General features: G+C 61.1%; 13 protein-coding genes. 11 read left to right on the plus strand and 2 right to left on the minus strand.

All coding sequences use genetic code 11. The features are described 5' to 3' along the window. The first annotated feature begins 344 nt into the window (after positions 1 to 344). The 6 genes from AACY11_RS06210 to AACY11_RS06235 all read left to right on the plus strand — a co-directional run bounded on the left by AACY11_RS06210 (position 345) and on the right by AACY11_RS06235 (position 8,537). Positions 345 to 1,910 (plus strand): glycosyltransferase, encoded by a 1,566-nt coding sequence (locus AACY11_RS06210; protein ID WP_339494131.1) that lies wholly within the window; start codon positions 345 to 347, stop codon positions 1,908 to 1,910. Further along, positions 1,904 to 3,205, plus strand: coding sequence for a glycosyltransferase (locus AACY11_RS06215; protein WP_339494132.1), 1,302 nt, complete (start codon positions 1,904 to 1,906; stop codon positions 3,203 to 3,205). Before AACY11_RS06210 ends, AACY11_RS06215 begins: the two co-directional genes overlap by 7 nt. Next, complete coding sequence (locus AACY11_RS06220; protein ID WP_339494134.1) at positions 3,202 to 4,356, plus strand: acyltransferase family protein; 1,155 nt, start codon at positions 3,202 to 3,204, stop codon at positions 4,354 to 4,356. Before AACY11_RS06215 ends, AACY11_RS06220 begins: the two co-directional genes overlap by 4 nt. After that, positions 4,350 to 5,165: a class I SAM-dependent methyltransferase gene (locus AACY11_RS06225; protein ID WP_339494135.1), complete on the plus strand. Its 816-nt coding sequence runs from the start codon at positions 4,350 to 4,352 to the stop codon at positions 5,163 to 5,165. Before AACY11_RS06220 ends, AACY11_RS06225 begins: the two co-directional genes overlap by 7 nt. Positions 5,166 to 5,227: 62 nt before the next feature. Next, the gene (locus AACY11_RS06230) at positions 5,228 to 6,412 is read left to right on the plus strand and encodes a DUF3142 domain-containing protein (RefSeq protein ID WP_339494137.1); all 1,185 of its coding nucleotides are present in this window, start codon (positions 5,228 to 5,230) and stop codon (positions 6,410 to 6,412) included. Continuing rightward, complete coding sequence (locus AACY11_RS06235; protein WP_339494139.1) at positions 6,399 to 8,537, plus strand: hypothetical protein; 2,139 nt, start codon at positions 6,399 to 6,401, stop codon at positions 8,535 to 8,537. The genes AACY11_RS06230 and AACY11_RS06235 overlap by 14 nt, the downstream gene beginning before the upstream one ends. Here AACY11_RS06235 and AACY11_RS06240 read toward each other — a convergent pair. Further along, the gene (locus tag AACY11_RS06240; protein WP_339494140.1) at positions 8,534 to 9,163 is read right to left on the minus strand and encodes a LysE family translocator; all 630 of its coding nucleotides are present in this window, start codon (positions 9,161 to 9,163) and stop codon (positions 8,534 to 8,536) included. The two genes, AACY11_RS06235 and AACY11_RS06240, sit on opposite strands and share 4 nt — an antisense overlap. Positions 9,164 to 9,307: 144 nt before the next feature. Between AACY11_RS06240 and AACY11_RS06245 the strand changes: the two genes are divergently transcribed. Further along, complete coding sequence (locus AACY11_RS06245; RefSeq protein ID WP_221731842.1) at positions 9,308 to 9,781, plus strand: Lrp/AsnC family transcriptional regulator; 474 nt, start codon at positions 9,308 to 9,310, stop codon at positions 9,779 to 9,781. 162 nt (positions 9,782 to 9,943) lie between these two features. On the opposite strand, the gene lpdA is transcribed toward AACY11_RS06245, so the two are convergent. Beyond that, positions 9,944 to 11,344 carry a dihydrolipoyl dehydrogenase gene (lpdA, locus tag AACY11_RS06250; protein ID WP_339494141.1) on the minus strand — a complete coding sequence of 467 codons (1,401 nt, stop codon included), beginning with the start codon at positions 11,342 to 11,344 and terminating at the stop codon, positions 9,944 to 9,946. Positions 11,345 to 11,555: 211 nt separating this feature from the next. On the opposite strand from lpdA, the gene hflK (AACY11_RS06255) reads away from it, so the two are divergent. From hflK (AACY11_RS06255) to AACY11_RS06270, 4 genes are read left to right on the plus strand one after another with little or no spacing between them, the layout of a single operon-like run. After that, entirely contained in the window at positions 11,556 to 13,517 is a 1,962-nt protein-coding gene (hflK, locus tag AACY11_RS06255; RefSeq protein ID WP_339494142.1) for a protease modulator HflK, read from the plus strand. Continuing rightward, entirely contained in the window at positions 13,514 to 14,554 is a 1,041-nt protein-coding gene (gene hflC, locus AACY11_RS06260) for a protease modulator HflC (RefSeq protein WP_339465138.1), read from the plus strand. The genes hflK (AACY11_RS06255) and hflC overlap by 4 nt, the downstream gene beginning before the upstream one ends. After that, positions 14,551 to 15,612 (plus strand): protease modulator HflK, encoded by a 1,062-nt coding sequence (hflK, locus tag AACY11_RS06265; protein ID WP_339465139.1) that lies wholly within the window; start codon positions 14,551 to 14,553, stop codon positions 15,610 to 15,612. The genes hflC and hflK (AACY11_RS06265) overlap by 4 nt, the downstream gene beginning before the upstream one ends. After that, the gene (locus tag AACY11_RS06270; protein WP_339494143.1) at positions 15,609 to 17,516 is read left to right on the plus strand and encodes a heavy metal translocating P-type ATPase; all 1,908 of its coding nucleotides are present in this window, start codon (positions 15,609 to 15,611) and stop codon (positions 17,514 to 17,516) included. The genes hflK (AACY11_RS06265) and AACY11_RS06270 overlap by 4 nt, the downstream gene beginning before the upstream one ends. The last annotated feature ends 19 nt before the right edge of the window (positions 17,517 to 17,535 follow it).

Here is a 17,535-nt window from a genome sequence, read left to right on the forward strand (position 1 = left end):
AAGACGACAGGCGAAGTCTGTTGTTGTAGTTGTTTGGCACCAATCTGTGCCAATTGAGCAGCAATTTCAACTGGCCAAACCGTGACCGGTCAGTTCTCGTTAGCGTAGCTGGATTTATTCTCGCCGGGCGGTTCCCGGACCCGCGATGGATGTGTTTAGAATGCCCCTCGTCGCCATCTCCCAAGGTTCGCCAGAGGGGTGTGCAACTGAGTGAAACCGACCACTAAAACAAGAACGAAGACGTGCTGGATGACGAAGGACAAGTCTCGGTGATGCCGACTTGATCCAACGCCTGGTCGTCATAGCATGAAGCGGCCAGGACGGCAGTTTCATCGTGGGATGCCATGAATTTCATTCTCTACTCGGACGTCAACGACAGCTCCATCAGCCAGAGCCTCGGGCGTCCTGAATACAGCTACTACTTCGTGCTCAAGGCTTATCGCCCGGTGCTGGAAAGCCTTGGGCGCGTGCATGTGGTGTCGTCCACTGCCGACGTCGATGCGCTTTATCGGCAACGGCTCGCCGCCGGCGAAGACAGCGTTTTCCTGTCATTCACCCCGCCACAGAAAACCCCGGTCGACCTGCAATGCCCGACGATTTGCGTGGTCGCGTGGGAGTTCGATTCGATCCCCGATGAGTCGTGGGACAACGATCCGCGACAGGACTGGACGCAGATGCTCGCTCGTCAGGGGCGGGTCATCACCCTGTCGAGCCATACTGCCCGGGCCATTCGCCGGGCCATGGGCGAAAACTTTCCGGTGTTGGTGTTGCCGACACCGCTGTGGGAGCAGTACGCGCAGGTTCGTCAGCAGCATGTCCCTGTGCCAGTCAATCCGGGTGCAACGCTGGCGATCAAGGGCTGCATTTTCGATACGCGCACACTCGAACTGTCTGCCGATGCGTTGATCCCCAAACCACTGACGCCTGAGGAGCAAGCCGCGCTTGAAGCCGCCCGCCCGCCACCGCTGACCTTCAAGCGGCGCTTGGTCATCGCCCGGCATTACCTGCGCCTGTGGGCGCTAGACCAGGGGCGCGAGCAAGCAGAGCCGGTGCCTCGGGTGAAGTTTCTGCACAACTGGTATTGGGAAGGCATTCGCGACCTGGTCTCGGACAACCTTCACGGCTGGCTCGAACAGCGCTTTGCGGTGGTCTGCGGCCCGCAAGCGGTGCCCGTGGATGAACCGCTGCCGGTGGATTTGCCGGACACCACATCAGTGGTCCAGACCCATGTCGACGGTGTGGTCTACGTCAGCGTGTTCAACCCCAAGGATGGTCGCAAGAACTGGCATCATCTGGTCACCGCGTTCTGCTGGGCCTTTCGCCAAACGAGCGACGCGACACTGGTGTTGAAGATCACCCAGAACGATCTGGCGTCCTACTACAACGAGTTGATGACGTTGCTCGCCCAGCTCACGCCGTTCGCCTGCCGGGTGGTGGTGATGCACGGCTATCTGGACGATGCGCAGTACGCCGGGCTCTACAAGGCTGCCAGTTTTTACGTCAACGCCTCACGCTGCGAAGGCTTGTGCCTGCCATTGATGGAGTTCATGTCCAGCGGCAAACCGGTGATCGCACCGGATCATACGGCCATGGAAGACTACATCGATGACGCGGTAGCGTTTGTGGTCAAGTCCAGCGAAGAGCTGACCATCTGGCCACAGGACACGCGCATCATTTACCGCACTCTGCGTTACCGCCCTGATTGGGGATCGCTGAAAAACGCTTACGAACAGAGCTACCGGATGGCCAAGACACAGCCGCAGGATTATCAGCGCATGTCTGCTGCTGCAGTGCAACGCATGCACGATTACTGTGCCTTCGCCCCGGTGCAAAAACGCATGGCGGATTTTTTCGGGCCGGTAGCGCCAGTCGCCGATGCTGCGACAGTGACGGATAACGCCTCATGCTGATCATCATTCATTCGGAAACCAACCAGCACACCATCGCGCAAAATCTCGGGCGTTCGGAGTACAGCTATTACTTCGTGCTCAAGGAATACCGTCCGGTGCTTGAACGGCTTGGACGGGTGGTGGAGGTTGCCGATCCGCCGCGTGAAGTCGACGCGCTCTATCGCGAGTGCCTGGGCCGTGGCGAACCTTGCGTGTTCCTGTCGTTTTCCCCGCCCCACCGCACGCCGGTGCAACTGGCCTGTCCGACCCTGCCGGTGTTTGCCTGGGAGTTCAGCACCATCCCCAACGAATCGTTTGCCGATGAACCGCGCAACGACTGGCGTACCGTGCTGCACGCCTGCGGGGCGGCGATCACTCACTCCAGTTATACGGTCAACGCAGTGCGCGAGGCGATGGGCGCGGCTTACCCTATCGTCGCGGTGCCGGCGCCAGTCTGGGATCGTTTCGCGGCGCGGGGTGCGCCGTTGCAGCGGCATCCCGAGGGGCAATCGTTTCGCTTGAAGATCAAAGGTCTGGTGGTCGACAGCCGCGTACTTGATCTGAATGCGTTCGGCCCCAAACCTTTGCGCCGCGGCAAAGGCATCGATTTTGCCGCGCCGGTTACCGAGCAGGAGCTGGTGCTCGACGGTGTGGTGTATACCTCGGTGTTCAATCCGGGCGATGGCCGCAAGAACTGGGAAGACATGCTCAGCGCATTCTGCGTGAGTTTTCGCGACGTCGACGACGCCACGCTGGTGCTCAAACTCACCCACCACGATGCCAAAGAAGCACTCAGCGACATCCTCCATCACCTGTACAAAAATCAGTCTTATCGCTGCCGCATCGTGCTGATCTACGGTTACCTTGCCGATCCCGACTACGAGCGACTGGTGCAGGCGACCCGCTATGTCGTGAATACCTCCTACGGCGAAGGCCAGTGCCTGCCGCTGATGGAGTTCATGTCGTGTGGCAAACCGGCGGTGGCCCCGCGTACCACGGCGATGATCGATTACCTGAGTGCCGATAATGCGTTCCTGATCGAATCCACCGACGAACTCACGGCCTGGCCTCACGATCCGCGCAAGGCGTTCCGCACGCTGCGTTACGTGACTAACTGGGCGTCACTGTGCCAAGCCTATAAAGCCAGTTATGACGTGGCGAAAAACGATCCGGCACGCTATGCACAGATGTCGGCGCAAGCCGTCAGCAGCCTGCAAGGGTTTTGCAGTCAGGCGGTGGCCGAGCAGCGTTTGCAGGTCTTTCTCGCGCAGTTGTTCGAGCGCTGTGCTGGCGTCGCGCAAGCTCCCGAATCATGAACAGCAAACGGATCATGGACATTGAGGTCCTGCGCGCCATCGCCGTGCTCGGGGTGCTGTTTCATCACTTACAGGGCAGCCTGTTCACTGATCCGGTGCCGTTGCTGGAAAAAATCCATGGCTGGGCGCAACCGTGGTGGGGCGTCGATCTCTTTTTTGCCATCTCCGGATTCGTCATAGCCCGTAGCCTGATTCCGGCGCTGCGGGTCTGCACGACCCGTCAGGAATACTGGGTACAGACACGGAATTTCTGGCTGCGCCGTGCCTTTCGCTTATTGCCTTCAGCCTGGCTGTGGCTGGCACTGATGCTGCTGGCGTGCGTTCTTCTCAATCGCTCGGGGGCGTTCGGTACGCTGTACGCCAACCTGCAAGCGACGCTGGCTGGGGTGCTGCAATACGCCAACCTGCGCTTTGCCGACAGCTTCTTTCATTACGAATACGGCAGCAGTTTCGTCTACTGGAGCCTGTCGCTGGAGGAGCAGTTCTACTTGCTGTTCCCGCTGCTGATTGTGCTCTGTCGTAAACATCTGGTGTGGGCATTGCTGGCGCTGGTCGCCGTGCAGCTTTTCACGCTGCGCACCACGCTGCTGATGGTGGTGCGTACCGACGCCCTGGCCTTGGGCGTCTTGTTGGCGATGTGGAGCGCACAGCCGAGTTATCAGCGCTGGGAACCGACGTTTCTGCGCAGGCCCTGGGCGGGAATTTGCGCGCTGCTGGTAATCAGTTTGTTGCTGAGCTTCATGGCCACCGACCGCTTCACGTTTGCCAATTACCGCATCGGTTCGATCGCTGTGCTCGGCGCGCTGCTGGTGTGGATCGCCTCGTACAACCGTGATTACCTGATGCCTGTCGGGGGCGTGCAGCGCTCTCTGGCATGGGTCGGCAGCCGTTCCTACGGGATCTATCTGATCCATATTCCGGCCTATCAACTGGTGCGTGAGCTGATCTTCCGTTTGCAGAGCGCTGGCCTGCCGAGTCCCGCGGGACACCCGGTCATCACGCTGTTGCTGGCGTTCGGCCTGATCGCGCTGCTCAGTGAACTCAATTACCGTTTCATTGAAATGCCCATGCGCAACCGTGGCGCCGCGTTCGTCAAACGCCTCGGTACCTCGCGAACCGCCGTCTCATCCACTGGAGCCACCTCATGCTGAGCCTTTTCAAGAAACTGACGGCGTCGACGCCTGCACCGCCCCCTGTTGCGGCCGCCGAGAAGACCGACCCGTACATGCTCGGCCTGCACGATGCAATGCTCAGCGGCTGGTTCAATCAGGAAACCGGCGAGCTGTTCAAGGGCTTTGCGGTGACGGCCGATGACACGCTGTTGGACGTCGGTTGTGGTGACGGCGGCAACGTGCATTTCTGTGGCATGCGCGGGGCGAAGATCATCATCGCCGACATTGACGGCGCCAAGGTCGAGGCCACCCGTCAGCGCCTGAGCGACACCCCGGCACGCGACATCGAATGCCACGTCACCGACTGCAACCCGCTACCGATTGCCGACGCTACGGCAACCCGCGTGGTGTCGACTGAAGTCATCGAGCACGTCGACGACCCTGCGCAGTTTCTTGCGGAGCTGGTGCGCGTCGGCAAGCCGGGCGCGCTGTACCTGTTGAGCGTGCCGCACCCAAGCTCCGAAGACCTGCAAAAAGGCATCGCCGCCGCAGAGTATTTCCAGAAGCCCAATCACATCCGCATCATCAGCGAAGCGCAATTCAAGGCGATGGTCAGCGAGGCGGGGCTGGAAGTCATCAGCCACAGCCAGTACGGCTTTTACTGGTCGATGTGGATGTTGTTGTTCTGGGAGGCCAAAGTCGACTTCGGTAACCCGGATCATCCGTTGCTCAACCACTGGGCCGACACCTGGCAAGCGGTGCTGGACTCGCCACGAGGGGCACAAATCAAGCAGGCACTGGATGCGGTGGTGGCCAAAAGTCAGGTGATCATTGCCCGCAAGCCTTGAACCTTTTGACGCAGGGTTTTGTGTAACCTTGCAGCCTTGAGTTGTCAGGGATTGAGCAAGGTATGCGGTTTATTGTGGTTATGGTTGCACTGATCTTGCTGTCCGCTTGCGAACAGCAGGACACGCCGCCGCTCGATCAACAACTCTACGTCTGGCAACGCCAGTGGACGCCGGCCCATGAGGCGGCGTTGCGCGAGAGCCGAGGTGATTTTTCCACCCTGCGGGTGTTGGCGCTGCAAGCGTTCCCGAACGCCGGATGGAGCCGGGCACGTATTGATCCTGCGTTGCTGAAGAGCGATGGGCGCGCGTTGATCGCGGTGATTCGTCTCGACGGCCAACTCAAGGGGCTGGATCAACAGCAGGTTACGGCGCAGATCCTTCAACTGGTCAATGATTGGCAGGCGTTGGGCCTGACCCTCAGTGGCGTGGAGATCGACCACGATGCCGGGAATGCGCGGCTGCCAGCCTACGCGCAATTTCTCAGTCATCTGCGTTCGGCACTGCCGGCGTCTTTACCCCTGAGCATGACCGCGCTGCCGGCGTGGCTCGACAGTGCACAACTGCCGACATTGCTGGCCTCGGTCGACAGCAGCGTATTGCAAGTGCATGCCGTCAGTGACCCGCGCCGCGGTCTGTTCGACGCTGAGCAGGCGCAGCGTTGGGCCCAAGCCTGGGGCAACGTCTCTGAAAAGCCGTTCTATCTGGCGCTGCCGGCCTATGGGGTGGCGCTGTTGCCGGATGCCGGTGGCGCGCCAGTGGTGGAAAGCGAAGTGCCGCTTGAGCGCGGCGGTCAGCGCCGCGAATTGCTTGCCGATCCCGTGCCATTGAGCCGACTCGCCAAGCAATTGCGTGAGGCCCCACCTGCGCATCTGGCTGGGCTGATCTGGTTTCGCTTGCCGCTGGCCAACGACCGCCGCGCCTGGAGCTTGACCACGCTGCGCGCCGTTGCCCGGGGTGGTGCGCTGCACAGCCAACTCAGCTTGAGCCTCAGCGAACAGAATGGCCTTTACGACATCAGCCTCGCCAATGTCGGCAACCTCGACAGCGCCTGGCCCGCCCGCATCACCCTTAAAGCCCGGGACTGCGAAGGCGCCGATGCGCTCGCCGGATACTCGTTGCAACAAAGTCGTGATCTGCTTACCTTCACCCGCTTGCGCGCCGGCCGCTTGCCTGCGGACGGGCAGCGCGCCATCGGTTGGGCGCGTTGCGCAATTATTGATCAAGGAGGTTCGCATGTTGACCCGTAACTGGCCCCGCCATCTGCTCTGCCTGAGCCTCAGCCTGCCGCTGGGTTCGGCGCTGGCCTGCGGCCCGGACTTCCCCATGCGCCTGCTCGACAATCGTGGGCAGACGCTGGCGGAACTGCCTGAAGGCAACTTCAACTTTGAGGTCAGCCGCCTCGGCAAAACCATCGCCGGGCTGAAAAACGTCACCGCCGCCACACACAATCCCAATGATCTGTACGGTGAAGCGAGCGAGCCAAATGAGGCACGCGATAAAGCCGAACAGGCCGGCTTGAGCGCCGAACAGCAAACGCTGGTCAAGCAACTGCGTGGTCTGACCGATGCGCGTCAGGTTGAGGTGCAGGGCGCCAGCCTGCCGGCGGAAGTGCGTTTGTACGTGGCGGGCGCGGTGGCATTTGCCACGGGCGATCATCAACGGGCGGTCGACTATTTTGGCAAGTTGCTGGCGCTGCCGGCCGATCAACGTCCCTTGCGCAGCACGTGGGCCGCGTACTCCTTGGGGCGCACCTGGTTTGCCATGAGCCGCGAGGTGGACGACGCAGATCAGGCGCTTGAGCAATCGCGCCAAGCGTTCCGTCAAACCCGGCAGATGAGCATCGACGGCTTCAGTGACCCGCTGGAACTGGGGGTTGCCAGCCTTGGTGAAGAGGCGCGGGTGTTGCGCACCGCTGGCGATTGGAGTGGCGCCATCGAACTGTACGAAGCGCAAAACCTGCACGGTTCCGCCGTGGGTTACACCTCGCTGAAACAGGTGATGAATGAACTGGCCGAGTTGCCCGAAGCCGAGTTGGCGAAGCTGCTGCAACGCAAAGCGGTGCAACAACTGGTTACGGCGTCGTTGATCAGTCGCGTCGGCTGGTCATTTGATGAGCAACCACCGAACGAGAAAAAACTCATCAAACTGCTGCAGAACAGCACGCGTGGCAGCCTGGAAAACGCCGACCGGCTGGCGGCGCTGAATTATCAACAGGGTGATTACGCCAGCGCCAAGGCCTTCCTCGAGAACGCGGGCGATGGCGGACTGGCCTGGTGGTTACGGGCAAAACTGGCGGTACGTGATGGCGATAAAAACGCTGCCGCCGCGGCCTACGCCAAAGCGGCGCAGGCCTTTCCGCAGAGCGAAGACTGGGGTTATCGACGCACGCCGGACTGGGCGTATGAAAGTGTGCAGCCCAAATGCCGGGTCGAGGGCGAGAGTGCGATTCTGGCGTTGCAACGGGGCGAATACCTGCAAGCCTTTGTGCAGTTGTATCGCAGCAATGACCTCTATTGGTTTGATGCCGCGACGGTCGCTGAGCGTGTGCTGACGGTCGATGAACTCAAACAGTATGTCGATGACAACGTACCGGCCCCGCCGGCGCTGACCCAGCAGGAACGTGACAACTATGTGCCGCTGCCGGTTGCTGCACGCCTGCGCGATCTGCTCGGTCGACGTTTGCTGCGCGAAGGCCATTACGCGCAGGCGGTCGGGTATTTCGACAGTGCCGATCTGCAGAACAAGGCCCGGCTCTACGGCGAGCAACGAATGAAGGCTGATGCCGCGTGGTGGCCGACCCAGCGCGCCAGTGCGCTGTACAACGCGGCGTGGACGGCCCGCGAGTGGGGCATGGATATCCTCGGTTACGAGATGGCCCCGGACTACGCCACGTTCGGTGGCAACTACAGCCTGGAGACGGCCGAACTTACAGTCGGTCCTCTGGTAAGTGACGCCGAATTGCAACGTCAGAAAGCCAGTGAAGCGCAACCGGATCAGCGTTATCACTACCGTTTCGTCGCCACCGAACTGGCCCGCAAAGCCGCCGATAATCTGCCGCACACCAGTCAGGCGTTTGCTGCCGTGCTGTGCAACGCCGCCGGTTGGAACAGCAGCCCGGACGATCTGAGCGCGCTGTATCAGCGTTATGTGAAGGAAGGGCCGTACGTGCCGTGGGCTGTGGATTTCGGCAATCAATGCCCATACCCGGACTTCGAGAACGCCGATAAGCGTTACGTCACCCAGGTGACTGATGCCGTGCGCGACACCTTGCGGCCGTACAAGTGGCCGGTGCAGATCGGTGCGATTGTGTTGGGTGTCGGCGCCGCGTTATTGCTGATCACCCGGCGCCAGCGCAAGGGGCGCAAAGGCTAAGCCTGCTGGATAAACGCCAGGCGCACAGCGAAGCCGATCAACAAACCGCCGAACAGCCATTGCTGCACGCGTTGAGCCGTTGGACTGTGTTGCAGCCAGCGGCCCAGTGCGGCGCCGGTCAGGGCGTAGGCGCTGTCGAACAGCAAGCCTGCGCCGACCAGCATCGCGCCGAGCAGGGCGAATTGGCTCAGTACCGGTGCGCCGTCGGCGACGATGAATTGCGGCAACAACACTGAGCAGAACAGCAACGCCTTGGGGTTGAGCAGATTGGTCAGCAGGCCGCGTCGTATCGCTTCACGCCATTGCCCGCGAGTCTCGGTAATGTCGCTGGGATTCAGGTTCGGCACCAGCGTGCTGCGCAGGCATTGAATGCCGATCCACAACAGATACGCCGCCCCGGCCAGCCGTACCACTTCGAACGTCCATGGCGCAGCCTTGAACAGCGCCGCCAGCCCCAACGCCGCCAACGCCACATGACAGCTTCGGGCAATCGCCAGGCCTATCGCGGTGGCCAGTGCCGCGCCACGTCCCTGACGGGCGCCGGTCTGCAGCAACAGGATCATGTCCGGGCCAGGCAACAAATAGACCACCGCCAATGCCAGGAAAAACAGCCAGAGACTTGCCACGCTACACCCCTTTGATTGGCGATTCGGTGACGCCAGTCTAGGGCCAAAGGGTGGGGCAGGTGCTTGCGTAGTCAGCTTCAAATGCGCTTGGAATTGGCATAACCTGCTGGCTTTCAGCGCCATGACTATCGGAATCTGCCAAACATGAAACTTGACGCCTTTGATCGCAAGATTCTCGCCGCTCTGCAAAGGGACGGACGCCTGAGCAATGTCGAACTGGCGGATGAAATCGGCCTCTCGGCATCGCCGTGCTTGCGTCGGGTGCGGATGCTGGAAGAGGCGGGAGTGATTCGCGGCTATCAGGCCAATCTCGATCGCGATGAGGTGGGGTTGGGGCTGACGGTGTTTGTCGGGGTCAAGGTCGAGCGACACAACGAGGAACAGGCCGAGGCGTTTTACCAGGCGGTCACGGCATTGCCCGAGGTGATTTCGGCGTTTCTGGTGTCAGGCGAGTCGGATTTTCTGCTGCAGGTCGTGGTGCCGGATCTGCGGGCGTATGACCGCTTTCTCACGGGGTGTCTGTTGAAGTTGCCGGGGGTGAGCGACATTCGCAGCAACTTCGCGATTCACACCGTGAAGACGCCGGGGGCGCTGCCGTTGGGGCATCTTGCGCTCTAGACCGAGTGGCTCGTTTGGCGAGCAAACTGTAGGGGTTCAGTTTTTTAAACCACAGATTGCTTAATCGTGCAGTTCTACATGATTGAGGGCCCGCCCCCACAGAGGATTGCATTCCCAGGGTGGGAGCGGGCTTGCTCGCGAAGGCGATGGTCCTGCCAGCGCTTACATCTGCGTCGCCATCCCCTGCACATTCATCGCCGCCTGACGCAGCGCCTCGGACCGGGTCGGGTGCGGGTGGCAGGTCAGGGCAATGTCCTCGGCCGATGCGCTGAACTCCATCGCCACACAAAACTCGCCAATCATTTCACTCACGCTCGGGCCGACCAGATGCACGCCAAGCACTTCATCCGTGCGCTCGTCGGCGAGGACTTTGGCAAAACCGTCGGTCTCGTGATTGATCTTCGCCCGGCTGTTGGCGGTGAACGGGAACTTGCCGACCTTGTAGGCGCGGCCTTCAGCCTTGAGCTGTTCTTCGGTCTTGCCGACGCTGGCCAGTTCCGGTTTGGTGTAGATCACGTTAGGGATCAGATCGTAATTGACCTCACCGGCCTTGCCGTGAATCTGCTCGACGCAGGCCATCGCCTCGTCTTCGGCCTTGTGCGCGAGCATCGGGCCAGAGGTCACGTCGCCGATCACCCACACGCCGGGCGCCTCGGTGCGGTGCTGCTTGTTGGCCAGCATGCCGCGCTTGTCGGTGCTCAAACCGACGTTCTCCAGGCCCAGACCTTGGGTGTAGGGCCGGCGACCAATCGCCACCAGGACGTAATCGGCTTCCAGTAACTCAGCGGTGCCACCGGCCGCAGGCTCGACACTGAGTTGAACACCGTGGGCCGATGAAGTGGCGCTGGTGACTTTCGAACTCAATCTGAACGCGATGCCTTGTTTGCTCAGCGAACGCTGCAGGGTTTTGCCAGCCTCAGCATCGACACCGGGGCAGATGCGGTCGAGGAATTCGACCACGGTGACTTGGGCGCCGAGACGCCGCCACACCGAACCGAGCTCAAGACCGATCACGCCGGCGCCAATTACCACCAGATGCTTGGGCACTTCGCTCAGGGACAACGCACCGGTGGAATCGAGGATGCGTTTGTTATCGATGTCGACACCTGGCAGGGGAGTGGGCTCGGAGCCGGTAGCGATGATGATGTCCTTGGCGGTCAGCTCGATCGTGCTGCCCTGATCGCCTGTCACCGTGACTTTGCCCGGGCCGTCGATGTGGCCCCAGCCTTTGATCCAGTCGACCTTGTTCTTGCGAAACAGAAACTCGATGCCTTTGGTCAGGCCGGTCACGCTTTCGTCTTTCTGCTTCATCATCTGTGCGAGGTTCAGCGTCGGTTTGACCTCGATCCCGAGATTGGCGAACTCCGCGCCCATCGCCGCGTCGTACAGCTCGGAGGCATGCAGCAAGGCTTTGGATGGCATGCAGCCGACGTTCAGGCAGGTGCCGCCGAGGGTCGCCCGGCCTTCAACGCAGGCAGCCTTGAGGCCCAATTGCCCAGCGCGGATGGCCGCGTTATAACCGCCGGGACCGCCGCCCAGAATCACCACGTCATAGTTGCTCATGCGCTTGCTCCTCATTGATGGATGCGGATGGCTAAAGGTAGTTCTCGAATAAAATTACGGACGTAATATGTGCGTTTCCGGGTATTTCGGTCAAGGCTTCAGGCAAGCGACAGGTTGAGCGTTTTTGAATAAACGTGATTGTGTACGAATATTTCACGCTTTTCGTTATATCGTAACGATATGAAGAGTGAACCAGTGATTTCGGGGTGATATGCAAGTCGATCTGGAGATTGATGGCACGCAAGTGACCGGATTGCCACGCTTTCAGCAGGCGGCCATACAAGGTCGACGATTGCGCAGGGTGGCGATCGGTCTCGGTGCCGTGGCCGGGGTGGGTTGGCTTCTGGCGTTTTTTGTCGCGCTGTTTGCGCCGCAATCGGTGTGGCTGCCGCTGTTGGTGAGTCAAAGCGCGGCGTTGCTGGTGCTGGTTGCCGGGCTGCAATCGGCCTGGTGGGTGACGCAATGGCGCGAGCGGGTGATCAATCCGGTGGCGCCAACGGCGCTTGCTGATGAAGTGCCGCCTGGGCCCAATGGCTGGTACGAACGATTGTTGGATCGCCTGAGTCAGCGCGGTTTGCACCTGCTAGGCCAGATCGGCGCAGCGACTTTGTGGCTGGGCGGCTGGGCGCTCTTGGTGATGCTCAGCATCGAGCAGGTGTGGAACCTCGCACTTGCACCGGCGGCGGTTGGATTGTCTGCCACGGTCGGTGCGGCATTGGCGTTGCTGCTGGCGTTCGGTTTGCTGGTGATGGAGCGGCAACTGGCGCAGGAAAATCCTGCCCAATGGCCTGAAGCAGGATCGCTGGCACAACTGACCCGCGTGGCGATCATCAGTCTGGTACTCGGCGCGCTGTGTTTGTTGTTCGCCAGTGAGCAGGCGGTGTGGCCAATTCGTTTGGCAGTTTTGGTGGGTATCTTGCCGGCAATGGTAGCGATCGAGTTGCTATTGCGCGCCGTATTGTCGGTGTTCAGTCCCCGTCGTGAACAGCTTGAGCCGACACTGCTTGCCCGCAGTTTTGTCGCCGACATGCTGCGCTGGCCGCCACAGCCGTTGCTCGCGTTGCAGCATGAATTGCACAACCGTTTCGGTATCGATCTGCGTCAGATCTGGGCGTTCAGTTACATGCGCCGGGCGTTTTTGCCAGTGTTGGCGTTGGTGGTGGCGGTGGGCTGGTTATTGACCGGCCTCCACGAAATTCCACTGCAAGGCCGGGGCATCTACGAGCGTTTCGGTAAACCGGTGCAAGTCTTCGGCCCCGGTTTGCACGCGGGTTTGCCGTGGCCGTTGGGGCGCGTGTTGAGCGTTGAAAACGGTGTGGTACATGAATTGGCAACCAGTGTCGGTGAGAACCCGGCACCGGCTCAACTCGACCCTGCTGAAGGGCCGGCGCCGATGACGGCCAACCGTTTGTGGGACGCCAGCCATGTCAACGACAAGTCCCAGGTCATTGCCAGCCGCCGTGGCGAGCAGCAGAGCTTTCAGATCGTCAACATGGACGTGCGTTTCATCTATCGCATTGGTCTGAGCGATCAGGCAGCGCTCGCCGCCACCTACAACAGCGCCGATGTGCCGACGTTGATTCGCAGCACCGCCAGCCGGATTCTGGTGCACGACTTCGCCTCGCGAACCCTCGACGGTTTGCTCGGAGAGGACAGGGCAGGGCTGGCCGAAGAGATCGGTCGTGCCGTGCAAGGTGACCTGCAGAAACTCGACAGCGGTGTGGAGATTCTCGCCACGGTGGTCGAGGCCATTCATCCGCCGGCCGGTGCCGCCAATGCCTATCACAGCGTGCAGGCCGCGCAGATCGGCGCCCAGGCGCTGATCTCCCGTGAGCGTGGCGCTGCCGCAGAGGCGAGCAATCAGGCGCAGTTGCAGGCCAGCCTTGCTCGCGACCATGCCAGCGCCAATGCGCGTGAAATCAACGCGACGGCGCAGGCGGCGGATCTGAAATTCAGCGCTGAGCAAAAAGCCTTTGCCAGTGCTGGCCAGGCCTTTGTGCTGGAGCAATACCTCAGCCAACTGAGCCTTGGGTTGAGCAAAGCCAAACTGCTTATTCTTGACCATCGTCTGGGTGGCAGCAGCAACGCGCCGACCATCGACTTGCGAACGTTCACGCTGCCGGCTGACCCGACGCCCGCGCGCACCACCGCTCAACCAGGAGTTGCCCATTGAGCCAGTCGCACACTCACGATCATCATGACCACAGCGGCCACGATCACGGCCACGGCGGGCATCACCATCACCATGGACATCACCACCACGGTGATCCGGCTGAAGCAGGGCCCTTTCCATGGCGGCGCATGGGTTGGGCGGTGTTGTTGGTCGCGTTCGCCGTTGCGGCTGCGAGCCTGGTGCAAGTTCGCTCCGGTGAAGCCACGGTGATCACGCGCTTCGGAAACCCATCGCGGGTGTTGCTTGATCCAGGATTGAGCTGGCGCTGGCCGGCGCCGTTCGAAGCGGCGATTCCGGTGGATCTGCGCCTTCGTACCACCTCCAGCGGCTTGCAGGATGTCGGTACCCGCGACGGTTTGCGCATCATTGTTCAGGCTTACGTCGCTTGGCAGGTGCAGGGTGATCCGGACAATGTGCAACGCTTCATGCGTGCGGTGCAGAACCAGCCGGACGAAGCCGCCCGGCAGATCCGCACGTTTGTCGGCTCGGCACTCGAGACCACGGCCAGCAGTTTTGATCTGGCGAGCCTGGTGAACACCGACGCGAGTCAGGTACGCATTGCTGATTTTGAAGCGCAATTGCGTCAGCAGATCGATCAGCAATTGCTCGCCACTTACGGTGTGCGCGTGGTGCAGGTGGGCATCGAACGGCTGACGTTGCCGTCGGTGACGCTCACCGCCACCGTTGATCGGATGCGCGCTGAGCGTGAAACCATCGCCACTGAGCGCACGGCCATCGGCAAGCGTGAAGCGGCGCAGATCCGCTCTGCCGCCGAGCGCGATGCCCGGATTGTTCAGGCAGACGCAACGGTGAAAGCGGCGGACATCGAAGCACAATCGCGCGTCGAAGCTGCGCAAATCTACGGCCGCGCCTATGCCGGTTCTCCGCAGCTTTACAACTTGCTGCGTTCACTCGACACCCTCGGCACCATCGTTACGCCAGGCACCAAACTGATCCTGCGCACCGATGCCGCGCCATTCCGCGTGCTCGTCGATGGCCCTCCCAATCTCGACAGTAAATCCGGATCGCAGCCATGAGTGAAGAAGTTCCACGTGGAACACATTCGCTGAACAGCCCATGGATTCAGGCAGGACGTTTGGCCTTTCTTGCCCTGTATGCGGTGACGGTGTTGGCCGCATTGGCTTGGGCATTTTCCAATGTGCGGCAAATCGACCCGCAGAATCGCGCCGTGGTTTTGCATTTTGGCGCGCTGGATCGCGTTCAGAATGCTGGCCTGTTATTGGCTTGGCCGCAGCCGTTCGAGCAGGTGGTTTTGCTACCGGCGGCGGATCGGGTGATCGAGCGTCGAGTGGAGAATCTTCTGCGCTCGGAGGAGGCGCTGAAGGCTGACCGGGTCGCCTCTTTCGCCACGCCTTTGAGCGATGCGCTGGCCGGATCTGGTTATTTATTGACCGGTGATGCGGGCGTGGTGCAGCTGGATGTGCGGGTGTTTTACAAGGTGACCGATCCGTATGACTTCGTGATTCAGGGGGATCATGTGCTGCCGGCGCTGGATCGTCTGGTCACACGCAGTGCCGTGGCGCTAACCGCCGCGCGCGATCTGGACACCATTCTGGTCGCCCGCCCGGAACTGATCGGCGCCGACAGTCAGGCCGCTGAACGCCGTGAACGGTTGCGCGGTGATCTGGTGCAAGGCATCAACAAACGCTTGGCCGAGTTGAAGGCGAGCGGTCAGGGTATCGGGATTGAAGTGGCGCGGGTCGATGTGCAATCGAGTCTGCCAGGCCCCGCGGTCAGTGCCTTCAATGCGGTTTTGACCGCCAGCCAACAAGCCGATAAAGCCGTGGCCAATGCGCGTACAGACGCCGAAAAACTCACCCAAACCGCCAATGAACAAGCCGATCGCACCTTGCAGGTTGCCCATGCCCAGGCCGGCGAACGCTTGGCCAAAGCATCCGCCGACACCGCCACAGTGCTGAGTCTGGCCAAGGCGCAGCAACAAGGCACCGACCCGCAAATGCTCTTGCGGATTTACCGTGAGCGCATGCCGAAGATTCTCGGTCAGGCCGGATCGGTGACCACGGTCGATCCGAAAGACGATTCCCGCCTGATCATTCAGGGAGCCAGTAAATGAGTGCGACCACTGCTGCACCGAGCCTGTTGTCCTCGGCCGAACAACGCCGCGCCGCGAGGCAATTGACCTTGGCGATGCTCGCGCTGGGTTTGCTTGGCTTGGGCCTGATCTGGCGTTGGCAGGTGCCGGAACAAACCGGCGTCAGTCAGTTGCTGCTCGGTTTTGCTTCTGTGTTGGTGGCCGTGCCGGTCATGCGCTCGGCGTGGTACAGCCTGCGTTATCCGAGCCTGCACGGCATTACCGATCAACTGATTGCCCTAGCGATGATGGGGGCCTGGGCGACGGGCGATCTGCTGACGGCGGCGCTGCTGCCGATCATCATGATTTTTGGTCATGTGCTGGAGGAGCGCAGTGTCATCGGTTCGCAGGAAGCAATTCACGCCCTCGGTCAATTGACCCGCAGCCATGCGCGCAAGATTCAGGCTGACGGTTCGATCATCGAAGTGGACAACGGCACGCTCAAATCCGGCGACACGGTTGAGGTGCGGGCCGGTGATCGCATCCCGGCGGACGGCCGGGTGCTTTTCGGTCAAGCCAGCCTGGACACCGCGTCGATTACCGGTGAGTCCGTACCGGTTGAGGCGGGTGTCGGTATGACCGTGTTCGGTGGCGCGATCAATCTCGACGGTTTGCTGCGCGTCGAAGTGACCCGTACGGGCGATGAGTCGACCCTGGGTAAAGTCATCGCACTGATGCAAAACGCCGAGCGCTCGAAGCCGCCGATCACCCGGTTGCTCGAACGTTATGCCGGCAGCTACATGGTGCTGGTGTTGCTGCTGGCGGCGGTGACCTGGTTTATCACCCACGATGCGCAGGCGATGCTCGCGGTGCTGGTGGCGGCGTGTCCGTGCGCCTTGGTGTTGTCGGCACCGGCCACGGCGATTGTCGGTGTTGCGGTGGCGGCGCGCCACGGGATACTGATCCGCAGTTCGGCGTTCCTCGAAGAGCTGGCCGACCTCACATCCCTGGTGGTCGACAAGACCGGGACCCTGACTTACGGCACTTTACGCTTGCAGTCGATCGACAGTGCTCGCGCGGATTCATCCTCTGTCATGGCGCTGGCTGCCAGTCTTGGCGCGGCGAGCAGTCACCCGGTCAGTCGTGCGCTTGCCGGGCTGGTTACCCAGGAAGAATACTTGTCGCTTAGCGATATTCACGAGCGGCAGGGGCTTGGTGTTGTCGCCACGACCAGGCAGGGCAAGGCGGCACTCGGGCGGCCGGAGTTGTTCGCGCAATTGGCTATCGCCACAACGCCGGTTCCTGAACATGACGGGCCGATTGCCGGCCTGGCGCTGAACGGTGAGTTTCTCGCGTGGTTGTTGTTGGCCGACATGGTTAAACCGGAAGCGCGTTTTGCACTTGGCGAATTACGAGAGCTGGGCCTGGGCCGGCAGTTGTTGCTGACCGGTGATCGGCAAAGCGTCGCCCAGACCTTGGCCAGGGATGTCGGTCTGCAGGAGGTTCAAGCCCAAGCCTTGCCCGAGGACAAGCTCAATCGCGTGCTCAAGGAAATCGACAACGGCTTCCGGCCCATGGTGGTGGGTGACGGCATCAACGACTCGCTCGCGCTCAAGGCTGGCGTGGTTGGCGTCGCGATGGGGGCGGGTGGTGCGGATATCGCGTTGGCCTCGGCGGACATCGTGCTGATCGGCAGTGATCTGCGTCGGCTCGGCACCTGCGTGCGACTAAGCCGTCAGTGCCGCAGGACATTGCAGGTCAACGTGATCATCGGTCTGGGCTGGACGCTGGCCATCGTCGTGTTTGCCGCATTCGGCTGGCTGGGTGCCGCCGGGGCGATGATTGCCGCGTTGCTGCATAACCTCAGTACGCTATTGGTGCTGGGCAACGCCGGGCGTTTGCTGCGTTTTCAGGAACCGTTGCTCAAGCTCAGAGAAGATATTTAAGTTTTTTTTAGGCCTCTGT

It is taken from the genome of Pseudomonas sp. RA_105y_Pfl2_P56 (assembly GCF_963970845.1).
Taxonomy (GTDB): domain Bacteria; phylum Pseudomonadota; class Gammaproteobacteria; order Pseudomonadales; family Pseudomonadaceae; genus Aquipseudomonas; species Aquipseudomonas baetica_A.